General features: G+C 43.5%; 15 protein-coding genes and 1 pseudogene. 10 read left to right on the forward strand and 6 right to left on the reverse strand.

Going from position 1 to position 15,392, the window contains the following annotated elements; genetic code table 11:
• Positions 1–10 precede the first annotated feature (10 nt).
• The 4 genes from ABIO93_RS06055 to ABIO93_RS06070 all read right to left on the reverse strand — a co-directional run bounded on the left by ABIO93_RS06055 (position 11) and on the right by ABIO93_RS06070 (position 3,012).
• Positions 11–697, reverse strand: coding sequence for a hypothetical protein (locus tag ABIO93_RS06055; RefSeq protein WP_348065481.1), 687 nt, complete (start codon positions 695–697; stop codon positions 11–13).
• Positions 698–717: 20 nt separating this feature from the next.
• Complete coding sequence (locus ABIO93_RS06060; protein ID WP_348065483.1) at positions 718–1,521, reverse strand: methyltransferase domain-containing protein; 804 nt, start codon at positions 1,519–1,521, stop codon at positions 718–720.
• A 31-nt stretch (positions 1,522–1,552) separates the two neighbouring features.
• Complete coding sequence (locus tag ABIO93_RS06065; RefSeq protein WP_348065485.1) at positions 1,553–2,350, reverse strand: alpha/beta fold hydrolase; 798 nt, start codon at positions 2,348–2,350, stop codon at positions 1,553–1,555.
• Between the two features lie 74 nt (positions 2,351–2,424).
• Entirely contained in the window at positions 2,425–3,012 is a 588-nt protein-coding gene (locus ABIO93_RS06070) for a TetR/AcrR family transcriptional regulator (RefSeq protein WP_348065487.1), read from the reverse strand.
• Between the two features lie 205 nt (positions 3,013–3,217).
• On the opposite strand from ABIO93_RS06070, the gene ABIO93_RS06075 reads away from it, so the two are divergent.
• From ABIO93_RS06075 to ABIO93_RS06120, 10 genes and pseudogenes are all read left to right on the forward strand, one after another.
• On the forward strand, positions 3,218–3,466 hold the full coding sequence (locus ABIO93_RS06075; RefSeq protein WP_348065489.1) for a T9SS type A sorting domain-containing protein: 249 nt from the start codon (positions 3,218–3,220) through the stop codon (positions 3,464–3,466).
• A 449-nt stretch (positions 3,467–3,915) separates the two neighbouring features.
• A complete protein-coding gene (locus tag ABIO93_RS06080) occupies positions 3,916–4,620 on the forward strand; it encodes a hypothetical protein (RefSeq protein ID WP_348065491.1) in 705 nt (234 codons plus the stop codon).
• A 456-nt stretch (positions 4,621–5,076) separates the two neighbouring features.
• Positions 5,077–6,072 carry a hypothetical protein gene (locus ABIO93_RS06085; RefSeq protein WP_348065493.1) on the forward strand — a complete coding sequence of 332 codons (996 nt, stop codon included), beginning with the start codon at positions 5,077–5,079 and terminating at the stop codon, positions 6,070–6,072.
• Between the two features lie 199 nt (positions 6,073–6,271).
• Complete coding sequence (locus tag ABIO93_RS06090) at positions 6,272–6,937, forward strand: hypothetical protein (RefSeq protein WP_348065495.1); 666 nt, start codon at positions 6,272–6,274, stop codon at positions 6,935–6,937.
• A complete protein-coding gene (locus ABIO93_RS06095; RefSeq protein ID WP_348065497.1) occupies positions 6,934–7,779 on the forward strand; it encodes a relaxase/mobilization nuclease domain-containing protein in 846 nt (281 codons plus the stop codon). Before ABIO93_RS06090 ends, ABIO93_RS06095 begins: the two co-directional genes overlap by 4 nt.
• A gap of 3 nt (positions 7,780–7,782) precedes the next feature.
• Positions 7,783–7,941: a hypothetical protein gene (locus tag ABIO93_RS06100; RefSeq protein ID WP_348065499.1), complete on the forward strand. Its 159-nt coding sequence runs from the start codon at positions 7,783–7,785 to the stop codon at positions 7,939–7,941.
• A 126-nt stretch (positions 7,942–8,067) separates the two neighbouring features.
• Positions 8,068–8,625, forward strand: a pseudogene (locus ABIO93_RS06105) (antirestriction protein ArdA).
• A gap of 433 nt (positions 8,626–9,058) precedes the next feature.
• The gene (locus ABIO93_RS06110) at positions 9,059–9,748 is read left to right on the forward strand and encodes a LuxR C-terminal-related transcriptional regulator (protein ID WP_348065501.1); all 690 of its coding nucleotides are present in this window, start codon (positions 9,059–9,061) and stop codon (positions 9,746–9,748) included.
• Between the two features lie 84 nt (positions 9,749–9,832).
• A complete protein-coding gene (locus ABIO93_RS06115; RefSeq protein WP_348065503.1) occupies positions 9,833–10,144 on the forward strand; it encodes a transposase in 312 nt (103 codons plus the stop codon).
• 175 nt (positions 10,145–10,319) lie between these two features.
• Complete coding sequence (locus ABIO93_RS06120; protein ID WP_348065505.1) at positions 10,320–11,024, forward strand: IS3 family transposase; 705 nt, start codon at positions 10,320–10,322, stop codon at positions 11,022–11,024.
• A gap of 64 nt (positions 11,025–11,088) precedes the next feature.
• Here ABIO93_RS06120 and ABIO93_RS06125 read toward each other — a convergent pair whose 3' ends face one another.
• Positions 11,089–14,058 (reverse strand): tetratricopeptide repeat protein, encoded by a 2,970-nt coding sequence (locus ABIO93_RS06125; RefSeq protein ID WP_348065507.1) that lies wholly within the window; start codon positions 14,056–14,058, stop codon positions 11,089–11,091.
• Positions 14,059–14,127: 69 nt separating this feature from the next.
• Positions 14,128–15,375 carry a hypothetical protein gene (locus ABIO93_RS06130; protein ID WP_348065509.1) on the reverse strand — a complete coding sequence of 416 codons (1,248 nt, stop codon included), beginning with the start codon at positions 15,373–15,375 and terminating at the stop codon, positions 14,128–14,130.
• Positions 15,376–15,392: the final 17 nt, after the last annotated feature.

Raw genomic sequence — 15,392 nt, forward strand, 5'->3', positions numbered from 1 at the left:
TTGTAAATATTTAAAGTGTAACAGTTTTTTTGACAATCAGCTGCCTGATGGCGGCCGCACCGGAAAACAGGGCCAGCGGGACCAGCAGGGCAGGTAGTAAAAGGAAGGGAAAGAACCCAACGGCAATGTTGGGCTGCTCAAATCCGAACTGAACGTACCTTTCGGGAAGCGACAGCACGGCGCTGGAAACTACGCTGAGCAGCAATAAAATGCAGACAGCGTTCCAAATGATCATTAGGGTGCTGCCAATATTTTTTTTGACAAAGGCGAAATAATAAATCAATGGGGCAGTCAGGCCTGAGAATATGTCAAAATTCCGGCCCTCAAATGTCATTGCTTCCGGGATCGCCTTGCCCAGGAAGAGAAATAACAAGGTAATCTCAACGGGGATACGGATGATATGGAAAATCGTGAGCCATCTCAGGTCCAGGCCATCAATGAATGCCTTCCCTTTTGTCGTAAAAAAAAGTGAACCCAAAAAGATCAACGGGAAAACGACCAGAAGTGGAAACCTTGAAGTAAGGGAAGAGCTGTTTTCATAAAAACCGGAAAGCCCGAGCACAGTCTGGACCAGGGCCCAGCCAAGAATAAGAAATAAGGCAGTTTTTGAGTATCTGGCTGCTTTCATGAAAAGCCAGATCGACAAGATTACGGTAGCGCCAAAGAGTACATTGATGTACCATGCTATATTTTCCATTTTATTAATGTTTAGGGGTTCTATTTTGTAGTTTCAAATACCCACGCCTGCAAAGGGGACAAGGTGGGCCGGTCGCCCAGAGCAGCAGATAGTTGCGGTGCCAATGCCTGTTTGATAACCTGTACCAGGGCGGGGTCTTTTTTGCTGATGGCCATAAACACAGGCAATCCTTCGATAAAACCATCGGCTGCCATAACCGCAGTTTCAATAGAGCCCAATTGACTGACCCGGTGCACTTTGCTGTTTCCAAATCCTGCGTTTTCAAGCAGTTTAAGGGCGCGGCCTTCGTCTGCCAGCGAAAAGGGGCCTGGGTCTTGCAGCATCGGATTGGCCCCCAGAAAATTTGCGATCACTTTCCCGCTGATATCCCATACCGGGTTGGCTTCTATATCGCCCCAGACGCTGAAGGCCAACCTTCCGCCTTTCTTCAAGACCCGGTACATTTCGCTGAGCGCTTTTTGTTTGTCGGCAACCAGCATCAGCCCGAACTGGCAAATAATTAGATCAAACTGCTCATCGATGTAAGGGATTTGGGTCATATCCACCACATTGTAGGACAGGTTGGGGGAATAAACCTTCTGCCGGGCAATGTCAAGCATATCCGCTTCCAGATCAGTAACGATCAGATGGGCGTCCATAGGCAAATGTTCAAGGAGGTATTTTGTCACACTGCCCGTTCCGCTGGCCAGTTCCAGCACATTACTCACATTTGTAAAATCGATTCTGCTGATCAGGTCCTGTGAGAAGCCATCGAACAGGAATGGGGTCAGTACATCCTGGTATTGCTGCGGGATCTGACCGTTGAATTGAAGGTTGGTATTCATGATACTTTGTTTAAGAAATTTATAAATCAACTTAGCGTGCTTCGTTGCCAATAATGGCTGCGAGCGTCGAAGGCATCGAAACGAATGGGGTGTGACTGGAAGGTAACCCATAAAACCGGGTAATACCCGCCGCTTTGACCATCTGCTGCTGCAAAGCAAAACTGTTTACATGGTCCTGGTAGGTATGTATATAGGTTTTAGGGATGCGTCCAAAATTGGCCGGGGTGACGGTTGCGGGTTCTGTCAGTGGCAGTAATGGTTCTGCCCTCAGGTGCGCACTTACGTAATCCTGCACTGGTTTCGGCGCATCGGCCAGGAATGTTTCTGCGATCCCTTCTTTTGCGATCCCTGCCACACCCGCCTTTTCATCAGGCCTTAAATATTTGCCCACATAACTATCAGGATCCGTATTGGCAATAGCCAGCAAGCTCTGACCATTCTGGGGCACATAAGCTGCTACAAAAACCAGCTTTTTAATCTGGGCCGGAATCTGCTCGGCGACCAGGCTGGTCACGATCCCTCCAAAGCTGTGGCCGACCAGCACGACACCTGTTTTGTTGCCGATCGCTTTTTTTACCGCATCCACATAACCTTGAAGATTGATGGATGTGACCGGCGTCTGGTCTGTCCCGTGCCCTGCCAGGTTAACGACCGTTACCTGGTTTCCATCGGCCCTGAGTTTACCGGATACCGCGTCCCAATCAGAAGCGGCCGACCATGAACCGTGCACGATCACAATGCTTGGGGTGCCGGTTTTAATGTTGGTCTGCGCAGGGGCAAACAATGTGGCCATCAATACAATGGCAATCGTTAAGGTTAACTTTTTCATAATAATTGATTTAATGGTTAAAGATTTTTTAGTAAAGCATTAAAGACCGATCGGTCTATTTATAGACAAAAAAATTAGGTTATTTCTTCTTCGATTTCTTTTTTGAGCATATCCACGATGACTTTCATCTGGCTGTTGGTTTCCAGCACCCGGCCTATCAAAGTGCCGCCTTCGACCATGGTCATTACTTTGATGGAAAATGTCCTGGCATCAAAGCTGGCTTTAAGTTCACCGCTTGCAATCCCCGCTTCAATGATACCCACGATCCGCTTTTGTGCGCTTAATATTGTTTCCCTTACCTTCTTTTTTATCATTGGATTTGTGTCGTCGGCCTCTGTGCCGAAGTTGAGCATAGGGCAGCCGCCTTCTACCGGGAACTGCATGGGGGTAGCAAAAACGTCCAGGAATGCAAAAAGCTTATCCTTTGCAGTATGCGCGCCACCGACCGCCTGCCCAACCTTGGATATCAGCTTGGAGAGGTTATAATCAACAACGGCATGTGAAAGCGCTTCTTTACTTTCAAAGTGCCCGTAAAGGCCTCCCTTGGCCATTTTGGTGACTTCCATCACATCGCTCATAGCAGTTGCAGCCAGCCCTTTTGTATTGAAGATGGGTGCTGATTGCTCGATGATAAATTGCCGGGTACGTTCTGCCTTGCTCATATTGTTTTAATTAACTGAACAAAAATAGACCGATCGGTCTTTAATTCCTAATCTTTTTGAAAATATTTTATTTTTTTGTTAAGATAAGGATTTCCAGACCTTGTATAGAGCTTTACAGCATTGTGAGCGCTGTTCCGCCATTGGCCCGTAAAGGCTCAGCTATTTGCGTTCAGTACAATCCGTAGCGTCAACATTGACCAGCCCAATGAGTTCTCGGTATACCCCCAATCCGGTCGCTGATCAGCTCATCGTGGAAGCAAGCGGTGCAACCTCAGCTGGGAAATTTCGGATTTACAATGCATCGGGCAAAATGCTTTTATCCAAAGATGTCAAATTCTCCGGAGCGCTTTACCAGGTTGAAACATCGGCCTTGCCAACTGGAATTTACACAATCCAGATGCTTAACGAGACGGGTAAAACACAAGTGCAGATATTCGTAAAGCTGGGACGTTAATTCGCTTGTTTAGTGAATCCATCTTCTCGCAAATTTATATACCTCCGAAAGTAGTTTACCCTTTGTGTGGCATTAAAAAACATGCGGTTCCCTGTTTATAGAAAACTTTTTATGAAACTATTTCTCACTTCGCATCTGTTTGCCTAAATTTTTTAAACTCATAATCCGCCAAAAGACCTACACTCAGTGGCTATAATGTTTCATCTTTCCTTTTTGGATCAAAGAATTTCTTTCCAGAGGCTATGAACTAATCGTAAATGTCGACATGATGCTTCAGCATAGACTATACAGGGCTTGTGAAAACAAAACCGTAGACGGAAATCGTGACAACTTTGTCTCCTCTCTTTTGTTTAATACAAATCGGTAAACTAGGCAAATGATTTACTACATTGTTATTTTGCCAACTGGTATTAATTCATCATTTGTATTTTACCACTTTACATTAGAACATGAAACAAATAACAGAACAGCTCAAACTGTACAAGATGCTCACCGGATTATTAACTGCTTCCGTTGTGGTGCTTGTTGTTCTCAATATATTTCTGATTAACCGTAGCCTGTCCAAGGAAATTACAGCAGAGCGTATCAACATTGTCGAAAGTAATGGTAAAGTTCGTATGGTCCTCAGTAACCGCGGGTTGCAGCATCCTGGCATTGTTGGAGGAAATATAGTGCCGCCACGCGACCGCCCAGCCGGATTGGTGTTTTTCAATGATGAAGGCGATGAGTGTGGCGGTTTGATGTACACCGGAGATACGATAGGTGCGGACATGGTATTCTCGGTTGATCAGTATGAAAATGATCAGCTCATGCAGCTACAATACAATCAGACTAATATGGGTGGAAAGCCAGTCAAGAACTACGGCCTCAAACTATGGGATAGGAACGACGATTTTACCCTTGCAAATCTAATCACCTATACGGACTCGTTGAAAATGCTTAACAACCAGACCTCCTACGAGCGCGGCATTGCAAATCTGACACAACAAGGACGACTTGGAACGGAAAGGATGTTCGTAGGGAAGAACAAGGCAGAAGAAGTGGGGCTATTTTTGCAGGATTCACAAGGCAGGCCACGAATCCGGATCTTTATCAATAAACAAAATGAACCCATCATTCAAATACTGGACGGCAAAGGAGAGGTAATCAATTGACCTCTCCCAGGCAAACGAGACTGCTGAAATCTAGAGATTTTTGGTGCCAAAATGGTTTGCCATTTGATCAAATCATCATTAAATTTGAGAGCAGTTGCAGCCCAGGAAATCAAGGTGAGCAATTCGGTGAGCAGACTTTTTCATGTGATTGTAAGATATTGATTTTCAGTTAGATATAGGAGGGTTTCATGTCCCTCTCTCTCTGCAGGACATGATGTCAAAACATTCAAAAACCCCGTTTAAACGCTTTAAACGGGGTTTTTGCGTTTTTGAGGTATACCAAAATATTCAAAAATTCCCAATGTTTTTATGCGCCAATCGTGGAACTCCACAAGTCTCACTAAATGACGCACAGAAAAGCACTTAACTAGCTGGTAAGCAAGATGTTTACGCGGTAAACATCTTGCGTTTCAATGATAACAAGTCGATTTTTGTTCATCTTAAACATTTTTTACCATGTTAGAAACAAGCTTCGGGTTGAACTTCTTTTTGAAGACCCCACGCAATGAAAGTCCAGATGGAACCAGGCATATTTATATGCGGATCACCGTAAATCGCCAACCCAGAGACATTGCCACAAAAAGAATATGGCACCCGTCGAAATGGAACATCCGCGCAGGAAGAGCCACAGGAAACAAGGAAGATTCTAAGGAATTAAACAGCTACTTGGACTCGCTCAGCGCGAAAGTTTTTCAGGCTAAAAAAGCGCTGCTCGAAACGGACAAGGAAGTCACCGCGGATGCAATCAAGAATTTGCTCCTTGGAAAAGATGAGGACAAAAGGACAATTCTTACAATTTTCAAGGAACATAATGATCAGATCTCCGCATTGGTAGGGGCCGATTTTGCGGCGGGCACACTTGAACGATATGAGACTTCTCTAAAACACACGCGGGAGTACATCAAGTGGAAGTACAACGAGGATGATTTCGATATCAAAAAATTGGACTTCGAATTCATCTCACAATTTGAGTACGGGCAGAAATACGCCCAGGAAATCGATGACTGGTCTGCTCTGTTGCTTGCAGAGGTCGAGGAACACTTTGAACGCATAAAGGCAGATGTTGACCAGTCTGTTGATGCAATCGACAAAGCAGCGGCGGCAATTAAAAGTAACCAGCGGCCGGTTCATTTTTCCGACAAAAGGCAAGCTTTCTATTATGGCTTGGCGACTAGTCTTCCGTGGTCTGTTGTTGCTATTGTTTCATTGTGTCTGTTTTCCTGGTTGATATCAACCGGCGAGGAGTACCAAGAGCGTCGCCGGATTGTAAACGCCTATGAGAATGCGCCGCAGTACCGTATCTTAATGGAGAATGGAGAAATCGTGCAGGAAGATGGCAGCAACTATTTAAAGCTTCGACCTCAGGCAAAAAAGGGAGATGTGTTGATTGGGCGAGAGTATGTTTTTGACAAGAAGAGCAAGGAGATGCGTATTCCGCTGGGACGGAAGTAACGCCTTGTAAGCCTGAGAACAGGTTTCGAACATTTTCAAACAAAGACGAACAAACTCAAATATTTTCGGGAACCACGGTGGTTTTTCCACAGCCAGCTATCGCCGGTACGTCGCAAAAAGCGACTCCCCGGCGGCTGGCCATGGGAAAACCCCTGGACCCCTGCTATTCGCCTCGCGGCTCATAGCGTAAATCACAGACATGATGGAAAGCAAAAGAAAAGGAAGACCACCGAAAGAGGAGAAGGTTGTGCGAAGGGACCACTTTTCTGTATGGGTAACCAAAGACGAAAAAATCGGGATCAACCAGCTGGTCGAAAAGAGCGGACTTTCAGCAAGCCAATTCTTTTTAACACTGGCACTGGACACGCCTATCAAACGGCCGCAAAAGAAAACATTGCCCGCACGAACAGCGGAGATGATCCGGACGCTCGAACAGCTTAGCGGCATTCTATCTCTTGCAGTTTTGAAAACAAAGGATCATCAAATGCAAAGTCGGCAATGGATGCAGAGCAGTCAGCATGTGCGATTACTTGCACAAATCATCACACTCTGGATATTTGAGGATTTTGAGATCAGGACATTTCATAAGACGCTCAACAATGTGCAGGAGTGGATGCAGCAGTTGACGCTATACATTCAGCGGATCCTGCCGGAATCTCAAAATAAGACCAGTATTATCGTAACAACTGAAAACATCTTTCGTAATGTGCAAGACCTACTCGCAAAGTATGAGAGCTACTATCAGCCAGCTGAGCTGGCAGGACAGCTTCGGGTATGGAAATCGGATGTGTCGGATTATCCCGATCAAGTGCATAGGATCATTGAAGAGAAGGTCACGGCAATGCTTAAACGTTTCGACTTATGATTGGAAAAGTGGGCTTGGGAAACTTCGCCAAAGGCATATTGAGCTACTGCTATTATGAAAAGGAGTTGACAGCAAAACAATTGAAAGAAGTTACGATTGACGATGTTCGGGGAGAACTCATCTACATCCAACACCTTGGCATTAAAAACATGCAGGATGGGAGGCTTGACTTGGATTACCTCGCTAAGCAAATGCTGGATAACAGGGATAAGAATAGAAACCTTAATAAATATGTCTGGCATCAATCGTTCAGCTTTCCGCCAGGGGAAGATCCGCCCGAAGAGAAGCTCACCACCTTGGCGATAGCGTTTGCAAAGGAATTTGGTTTTGCGGAAAATCAAATGCTTGTCTTCAAGCACAATGATACGAAGCATAAGCACATCCATATTGTCGCAAACCGGATTAATTACAATGGCAAAAACACTGCTGATCATTTTAAAAACTATACGCGGACTGGCGAGTTTTCAAGACGGATGGAATTGGAGCTTGGTCTTACTATAACTCCTGACATGAGCTTAAATCAAAAAGGAAAGCAGCAAGTGCCAAGGCAGGATTCAGCAATCATCAACCTCCGGAGTTTGGTAGACCAAGTTTTAGCTAAGGTATCTTCAATCGATGAGTTCGGAAAGCAAATGCAAACCCACGGATTCAAGACGTATATAGGAAGAGGTGTCGCCTTTTTCAATATGCAAAATCGGACGAAAGTGAAAGGTTCTGACCTGGGGAAAGACTATTCATTGCAAAATCTTGATAAGCGAATGGCTATGGATATGTCGCAAGCTTTTGTGCCTGTAAAACGGAAGAAAAAGTCTCGTCGCAAACAACAAGGACTAAGTATCTAACGAATGTCAAAAAGAGCAGCAGCTGAAATATGTTTTCCTGAGTCAAAAACCACGCGCACACTTGTCAGTCAGTGCAACGAAAGTTACGAAGTAAAAGTGACGGCTGCAAAGTCTCCGGCTGGTCGCCCACGGCTATTTACCGCGGCGATAGCCGCTCCTTAAACCGCGCTTGGGCCACCCCCTCCGACTTTGCACCCAAGGGGCAAGCCCCGTCACTTTTTCTTCGATTGAAGAAAGCGATTGCCCTGAGCACAAAGCCAGGACTCGTAACTTTAAAGACTTTCAATCATGAAATCATCAGAAAACGCTCCAAGGATTTATGTTTGCACTTACGGAATGTACAACAGCGGTTCACTCTTCGGCAAATGGTTTGACCTGACAAACTACGCTGATGCAAAGGAGTTTTATCAGGATTGTTATGAATACCATCGGAATGAGTTTGATCCAGAACTCATGTTTCAAGACTGGGAAAACGTTCCGGATTTTTTGATTTCCGAATGCAGCTTGGATGATAAGGCGTTTGAATACTTCCAAGCGCTGGACAAGATGGATGATGAGACAGCAGAGGCTTTCAAGCTTTACAGCGAACAGATCAGCAACTGGCCAAGTAATGGAAAGTTACTAGACGAGCAAGCAGAGAGTTTTCAGGAGAGCTACCGCGGGTACTTTGGAGGATCGATGAAGGATGCGAAGTTGGAATATGTTTATCAGTAGGTTGAGGAGACTGTTATGCTAGCTGATGCACCTGCGACGCTTGAACGGTATTTTGATTATGAAGCTTTTGCGAGGGATTTGTTTTTAGAAGGGTATACTGAAGTGGATGGATATGTGTTTGCTGATTATTGAGTTTTTACAGCGAGTTAACCGACAATCGACGGTTAACTCGCTGTAAATTAATACTTTGAATCCTTGTCAATGTGAGCAAATGCAATATGAGTCGTGAATCATGGATCGATACTTGTTTAAGAGTTGAACTACTTGGCTAGCAAATGATTGACGTGCTCGTTTCAATCCCTCGCTGAATTCCTGGTAAAATAAAAAGTTTAAGTTTATGAGGTGTTTATGCGAAAACATACCGCTTTGCCGAATAAATCTCGTCGGCTGCTTGGGGATGTCGAATAAAATTTTCCAAAGTTTGGGTAACCAAACAAATTCGATTTATTATAGTGCTTATGTACTTATTCTATTCACTATGACTTTGCCCGAAAATTCACTCATTGACCTATCCCTTTTAAGGAAAATTTGGAAGTCTGATTTAATTGAATCTGAAATTCGACAGATGGATCAAATCGTCCAAAACAATCCTTTACTCGAAGAAACACTTCGGATTAGAAAAGCTTCGTTAGCAGTGATTGATCTGAGGACGATGAAATATCTTCGTACTTTTGGTGATCCGCTTGCGGTTACCGGATGGAGTGGTGATGATTTTCAAAAAGGAGGGGTTAGTTTTTTTATGTCCAAATTACCGTCCAAGGATTATGCGGGTGTCGAAAAAATGTCAGCACTTCTAAATCAATATGTGCCAGGGGCGGATATCGCTTCATTCAAAGCGTTTTTTGATTTCAGAATGGTACGCCCCGAAGGTACGTCTAGGAGGATCTTGCACGAAAGCTCCGCCTTGAAAAGGGACGCCGACGGAAACATACTTTTTCTTCTAGGGTTGATTTCGGACATTTCCCATTTAAAACGGGGCGACACCCAGCATCTGAGATTAACCGACGGGAAAGAAAATTTGATTTATAAAGTAGACAGTGAAACAGGCGAATACATGCGATTGGAATTATTAAGCGAACGAGAGCTCGAGATAGCCAAGCTCGTTGGTCAAAAAATCTCAAGCCATGGAATCGCTCAGAAACTGTTCCTGAGTACCCACACTGTCAACACGCACCGGCAAAACATGCTAAGGAAAATGGATATGAGCGACATGATGGAGCTTATCAGTTTCTTGAGCACATATCAAATCATATAAGATGACAGAACTTAATAGCGTGCAACATGGAACATTGAGGTGGTTCCAAAAAGCGGCACACATTTTTGCACAACATGATGCGAAATGGGAGTTCAGAAAGGTATCAAGACCCGAAAGAGTTATGACGCTGATTTTAAGCAGGAGGTAACCAGAATGTTGGCCTCAGGAAGGAGCGCCAAGGAAATCTCAGAGACGTTTGGAATTGCTGAGAATCTTCTATATCGTTGGAAGAGAATGGCAACTATGAAGACAAAAACAAAGAACGGGCAAAATGAGGACAGCAATGCTGGAAAACTGGCTGCTGAAAATGCTAGGCTACGAGCGGAAAATGAACGTCTTAAAACCGACCGTGAGATCTTAAAAAAGGCGTTAGGTCTTTTCAGCAAGTCCGACTGAAGGACGTCTATGACTTAATATTCTCGCTTTCAAAAGCAGATAAAGTAAGCCACCTATGCTCTCTTTTCGAGGTTAGCAGAACCGCTTATTATCGTTATCGGCGAGGAGAAAGTCATAATGCGGACAAAAATATAACCGTCCTAAGCATGAGATACGGATCGAGTTTATCCGCAATTTGAAGCGATACGGCAGCAGACGAATCAAAGAATCCCTGAAACAAAAAGGTATTAGGATTGGTCGTCGAAAAGTCGCTGAAATCATGCAAAAAGAAGGTCTGAGAGCTATTCAGCCGCCAAAGTTTATTCCGAGGACGACAGATAGCAAGCACGGGAAACGAGTTTGTCGGAACCTGCTACCTGATCAGCCAAAGCCAAGTCGGCCCAATGCAGTTTGGACATCAGATATTACTTACATGCCCTTAAAGGGCGGAAAATGGGCCTACTTGTGCACCTGGATGGATTTATATTCCAGGCAGATCGTTGGCTGGCAGTTAGCAGACAATATGGAAGAAAGTCTTGTCAGGGAACCCTTGGTGAGGGCGCTTTTAAGACGACGGGCCAAACGCGGAATGATTGTGCACTCGGATCGCGGCGGACAATATTTGTCACGAAAAATGAAGAAAGTGATCAAAACTTTCAAGCTCAGACAGAGTATGTCCCGCGCCGATGATCCGTACGACAATGCCTGGGCTGAATCATTTTGGAGCAGGATGAAAGCCGAATTAGATATGCCAAAAGGCGGTTACGAAAGCATTGAGAAATTAAAGTCTGTTTTATTTGAATACATTGATGGATATTACAATACTAGGAGGCTGCATTCGTCATTGAACTATCTAAATCCAGCAGCTTTTGAGGCCGAATATAACCGGCAAACCGGATGAGAATTGAAGTTTTAATTATTTACTCACCCGCAAAAGTGTAAACCAAAACGGAGCCACGTCACATTTACCTCACAATATTCCGGTTGACCAACTCTTTAAATGCAGCTGTGTTAGAGAATGCCTTGTCAATGCCGTCCAATAATTTGTCCTTGCGCAAATACGCTTTGGTGATCAGGCCGGTCGTAAACGATTTTTCGAACCATTTAAGTGCTTCGTCGGGTCTTCGTTGTTGTACAAAAGCGCATGCCATTACATAATTGACTTGTCCCCTCATCTCATCCCTGCTATTGATTTGTGATATCGTTTTGATAGCTTCGGCAGGGCGGTTTGTCTTTATCAAAGCCGTTCCGGCATTTAGTAGTGCCGCTGGTGATTTTGTGGCAGTATCCATCTTGAATGCATCCGTGTAATCTGTGATGGCCTCAGAAAACCGATTAAGTGAAAAGTAGTTGTCCGCTCGTTCAACCATAGCAGGATATAAACAGCAAATGTTATTGGTATCAAGTTTGATCGCTTCTGAAAACGCAGTGATTGCATCGTCAAATCTCTTGTCGTTTTCAAGTGCTTGGCCTAGTTTAAAAAAGTGCAAGGGATTTTTTTGGCTAAGTATTGAGGCTTGCCGGTAATCGTTTATTGCCTTTTTTAAATTACCCGCAGCAACGTAGGCTTCGCCTCGGTTAAAAAAGGCTTCCGGATGACTAGCTCGTTTGTTTATGGCTCTTCCATACTCTTCTATTGCTTTTTCATTTTGATGAATTGCAAAATAACTGAGGCCAAGACGATTATATACCATTGCGAATAAGCTATCTGATAGGCCTGAGCTGATCTTTTTTTCATTTAATCGGATAAATTCAAATGCAGCTGCGGCCTTTTCGTACTGTTTGAGCTCAAAATACGCATTGCCTTCTCCCGCGTTTGCCTCATACAGCACTGATGAAATTTGGTACGAGCGGTTAAAATCAGTCGCTGCCTTTTCATATTTCCCTAATGAAAACCACAATTTGGCTCTTTCTAAAAATGCCTCTGCAAATTGGGCATTGTGATGTATTGCTGCTTGAAAAGACTCAAGCGCGGAAGTGGAATCGCCAGCATAAAGATGTCCCCGAGCTTTTTGAAACCAGAAGTCTGAAATGGTTGGTTTGATGTGGATCGCGTTGTTGAATTGCTCTATGGCTGTTGAGAATTCCATAGTAGTCAGTCGATTATTGCCCTCTTTGAAGAACGAAAGGGCAATAGTGGATATCTGCTCGTCCTGGTTAGGTGTCATTGCTAACTTTCGAAGGCGAGCAAAATCGTTTCCTGCATCCGGAATTTTATGAAGTTTTACTTGACACAAGCCCCGGTAGTAGTAAGATTCTGCCATTTGCGTATCTCGCTCAATGGCGGACGAAAAATCAAGGACGGCCGTTGAGAGCTCGTTAGAATCGAAATACAGCAAACCGCGATTATGATAATATAAAGCATTGCCGGGAGCTAGCTGGACAGCCTGGTTATAATCTTCAAAAGCTCCCGGTGTGTTACGCGTCATGATGCGAAGCTTTGCGCGCTTTGTCAGCATTTCGTTGGAAGTGTTATCAATGTTCAAATAACTTGTCAAGTCGGCAATCGCCTTCGGGTAGTCTTTCTTTATTGTAAAGAGCTCAATCCGTGCACGTAAAGCAGCGAGGTTCGCATAATCCAGTTCTATTGCTTTATTGAAATCTTTCAAAGCTTTGTCTATGTCATCGTTCATAACATAAGCCAGACCTCTGCCCAAATAGTAATCTGAATTATCCTTTTCGATTTTCAAAATGCGCGAATAATCTTTAATTACTTCTGCATACTTTCCTGAATTGTATTTTTCGTCGAGTTCAGTTTTAACACTGGATTTTTGATTTAGCAATTTAATTGTTTCTCTAAGTGCCGTAGAGTCAGGTTTAGCATCCTGAACTTTTTTATAATAGGTAATTGCTTCTTTGTAGTTTCGTTTTTTCTCAGCAATGGAAGCTTTTGCCAAGTATTGACTTATCAGTTCGGCCTGGGTTTGCTTTCCTTTCTCGAATGCCCTTTTTACCTGGTATATCTTTCTTCTTGGCAGCAGGTCCTCGTACACGTTTAGCTTTTCAGCTTCGGTATATGCTTCAAGTGCTTTTTCAAAGTCTCCGGTGGCAAACGCCTGGTCACCACTAGTGAGCCATTGATTATAAACTTCCTGCGCTTTTATTTCTGACTCCCTCTCTTTCTGACGACCAATTTCAACCTCACTTGATAATGCGGCTATTGGTTGGTCGCTCACATTGGGTATGGTATCAGCGATAATTACCACATTGTTCAGTAGTGAATTTACCGAATCTTTTTCCGCGTAAAAGGCGACCTGCGATATGTAGGTTGTCCACTTCTTACCGGTTTTTTCTGCCCTTATTTCCGCAACCCTCTGTGTGGGCTGATAGGGCATATTGATTTGAACATGCTGACCTTTAAAGTGGGATTTAAAGTAAACCTTTACATAATAGTACTCCGATTTTTTTAAGTCGGATACTTTGAAATCGGAGAAGTAAATTGTTCTGTCAATGCTTTTGGGATAAAAAAGGTCGAAATTATTTAGGTATTTATTGACCAGTAGGTCGGTGGTGTTTGCTGCTGAGGTAAATTCTGGATTAAGATCATCTTCAATAATAACCTTATCATCATAGAAGACTTTGTTGGGCGAATTGCCATAACTGTCGGCCATTATTGCTTTTCTTTCAAACGTCCCCAAATCTTCAAATATAATGGTATTGAGCAGATCGTTCAGCCCTTTTTCTACTTTACGCTTAGCTAATAGTTTCACTTCATTATTGTCCTTCTGACTGAGCGTGTCCAGAAGACCCGAAATATTTACTTTCGGGGCAGATATTATTTGGCGATTTTGTAGCTCGGTAGATAAAGAATTGTGCCTCAAAGAAATACGTGTTGGTACATTCTTGAAAGCTGCGGAGAACATCAAAATCAATAATAGAAAACAAGCGTATGATTTTTGCACAACCAAAGGTTTAAAAGTTTTTTTGATCTTCATCTCCACTCTTCTATTTCTCTCTTTGTCTTTTTCGATATCATTGGGAACCGACGGATTGCAACCTAATAGTTATGGATTTGCACTGATACCTATATTTCCCAGTAAAATTTCCCAATTTGTGGTTTGTCGCCCTTCCGACGATTTTTTATAGCTGCGAAGCTTTACTTTTACATTTTTTGTGGTGATGTCACTGTACACAACATCCTGACTATTTGTGTCGAATCCCATAAAAGTTTGAGTACCAGATATTAATCCATAATAATTCCCGTCGCTTTCTTGCTTGAGGTCCTTGATGTAGTTGATTTCATTCCAGGAGATTTTAGTCGCACTATACGGCAATAATTTCAATCTGGTGAGGTAGTCTTTAATCGGATATCGTCTTTTTCCTTGCCTGTTTGACGATGTCACTTCGATAGTTGCGTCAGATAAGAATAGATCAATCGCCTGTTCGATAGCTTCGTCTTTTTTGTCGGGGCTAATGTTTCTGTCAGTTATTGTGTTCAGGTACTGAACAAACTCATCAACTTTTTTGATACCCTTGGCACTATACGCAGCGATATCTTCTGCTGACAGTCCAGGTTGATCAGATTCCTTTACGGATCTTTTTTCGCTTTCTATAATCGCATTTTTATTAAGAGAATCCTTAGCAGTAGTATTGGTATCACTGATTGACTTAATGCCTTCTGCACTTTTGGTCTCGATTAACGTCATTTTCGAAAGCCGCTTAGAAGTATCAATTGCGGCAACCTGGCTTGCTGAGTCAGCGGGGGTTGAGAACGCGCCAGGATCTTTGGCTTTCTCTATTAACGAAGTGGCACGATCCAGTATCTCAGCCGCTTCTGCGGGCGGAGTTATAAAATCATGAATACCGTTTTTGTAAATGATCAATGCGAGATCTTTTCTGTTCACGGATCCGGCTAGCCCTGTCCTTGTGGTATAGTTAACAACATATTCACTTTTGTAACTGATGTTGCATTCGACAACCTGGACCGGTTTTGCCCAAATTAAAAGATCGTACGCTGAGCCGGGTTGGTCATAAAAGCCCTGAATCTGCTGATCAGACTCTTTCGGATCAGGGCTGAGGCGGGAAACCATCAGGAAATTACCTTTTGAATTAAATGCTACGATAACATTTTCCCTAGGAACGCTTCTGGTTAAAATACGATCTCCCTTTACTTCAGCTATTTTTACAACGCTCTCCGTGGCAGCCGTAAGCTTGTAGGGGAAGTTGCTCCCGTTAATCCAATAGAGCGTTTCCTGCCCCAGAGTTTTGAGATGGAAGAATAACATTAATGTTGCACAGTAGAGAATTTTCATAGTATAATTAATCGCGG

Source organism: Dyadobacter sp. (assembly GCF_039919315.1).
Lineage (GTDB): Bacteria > Bacteroidota > Bacteroidia > Cytophagales > Spirosomataceae > Dyadobacter.